Origin of the sequence: Pseudomonas sp. Colony2 (assembly GCF_019382755.1) — a bacterium.
In the GTDB taxonomy this organism is placed as follows: domain Bacteria; phylum Pseudomonadota; class Gammaproteobacteria; order Pseudomonadales; family Pseudomonadaceae; genus Aquipseudomonas.
The window spans coordinates 1017814-1019498 of record NZ_CP080030.1 but is presented as its reverse complement, the minus strand read 5'-3'; the positions used below and the strand labels follow the sequence as shown (position 1 = coordinate 1019498).

2 protein-coding genes are annotated in these 1685 nt (G+C 60.8%); one reads left to right on the top strand and one right to left on the bottom strand.

The window, feature by feature from the left end; genetic code table 11:
* Positions 1-99 (top strand): sigma factor-like helix-turn-helix DNA-binding protein (locus JV201_RS29555; RefSeq protein WP_308340789.1); only part of this gene is annotated, 99 nt, incomplete at its 5' end.
* A 114-nt stretch (positions 100-213) separates the two neighbouring features.
* Here the strand turns inward: JV201_RS29555 and JV201_RS04095 are convergent.
* Positions 214-1431 carry an MFS transporter gene (locus JV201_RS04095; protein WP_063033153.1) on the bottom strand — a complete coding sequence of 406 codons (1218 nt, stop codon included), beginning with the start codon at positions 1429-1431 and terminating at the stop codon, positions 214-216.
* Positions 1432-1685: the final 254 nt, after the last annotated feature.

Genomic DNA, 1685 nt, shown 5'->3' with positions numbered 1-1685 from the left:
TACACCGCCGACGCCATGGACATCCCCATTGGCACCGTGCGCTCACGTTTGTCCCGGGCGCGCGAACACCTGAAGCGGGCCACCTACAACCCGCTGTAGGCGTAAATCAGGGCACCGGCGCAACGCCGACACCCTTTGCAGGAGCAGTTGATTTACCCGTTTGACGCAAGCGTTGGGCAGCAGGGATATCTGCCCGACTCGATTGACCTGGTATCAGGCCTTTTTGGTACGCGGCAACAGAATCGCCAACACCCCGAACAGCGGCAGGAACGAGCACAGCGTGTACACGTACTCGATGCCGTGGATGTCTGCCAGGTGCCCCAGCAGCGCCGCACCGATCCCGCCAAAACCGAACATCAAACCGAAGAACACCCCGGCGATCATCCCCACATTGCCCGGCACCAACTCTTGCGCGTACACCACAATCGCCGAGAACGCCGAAGCCAGGATAAAGCCGATCACCACGCTCAGGATGCTGGTCCAGAACAGGTCCACATGGGGCAGAATCAGGGTGAACGGCGCCACGCCGAGGATCGAAAACCAGATCACTGCCTTACGGCCGATCTTGTCGCCAATCGGCCCGCCAAAGAACGTGCCCGCCGCCACCGCGCCGAGGAACAGGAACAGATGCAGCTGGGAACTGGCCACCGACAGGTCGAACTTCTCGATCAGGTAGAAGGTGAAGTAACTGGTGAAACTGGCCATGTAGAAGTACTTGGAAAACACCAGCAGCCCCAGCACCACCAGCGCGCTCAGCACCCGGCCCTTGGACAGGCCGTGAGTGGCCGCCTGGCCTTGTTTGAGCTTGAACAGGTTCAAGTGGTGGGCGTACCAGCGGCTGATCGCATACAGCACAAACAACGCAAACACCGCGAACAGGCCGAACCAGGCCACATTGCCCTGGCCGAACGGAATGATGATCGCCGCCGCCAGCAACGGGCCGAAGGCCGAGCCGGCATTACCGCCCACCTGGAACGTCGACTGCGCCAAACCATAACGCCCGCCCGAGGCCAGGCGCGCCACGCGGGAGGCTTCCGGGTGGAAGGTGGACGAGCCGATGCCGATCAGCCCCGCCGCCAGCAGGATCAGGGGGAAGCTGCCCACCTGGGACATCATCAGGATGCCCACCAGCGTGCAGATCATTCCGCAGGGCAACAGGTACGGCTTGGGATGGCGGTCGGTGTAATAACCCACCCACGGTTGCAGCAGGGACGCGGTGAGCTGGAACGTGAGGGTGATCAGGCCGACCTGGGTGAACGTCAGCCCGTAATTGGCCTTGAGCATCGGGTAGATCGAGGGCAGTACCGACTGGATCAAGTCATTGATCAAATGCGCCAGCGCCACCGCGCCGATTACACGCATCACCAACGGGCTGGTTTGCCCGGCGGCAGGCGCCGTAGCCACGGAGGGCTGGGAATTGCTCAGAGCCATGGGAGGTTTTCCGTACAGCAGATGGATGCACAGGTGCAGGTGCGACAATGTGCCACTTTTGGGTGCAGGAAGGCTATCCCGTTAGCAGGCTAACGAGTAGATCAATCGATGCAGCGGTCATGGTTTGTAAAGGGCCAGCAAGATGAATCCCTTTAATTTGCGGGACGTTTCCTAGAGAATCTTTCGGCCTTGTGCCTGGGGGAGTCGGTGGCTAGTCTTCGGTCCGTCGCTGGTTTTCAGTGATCGGGTTTAGC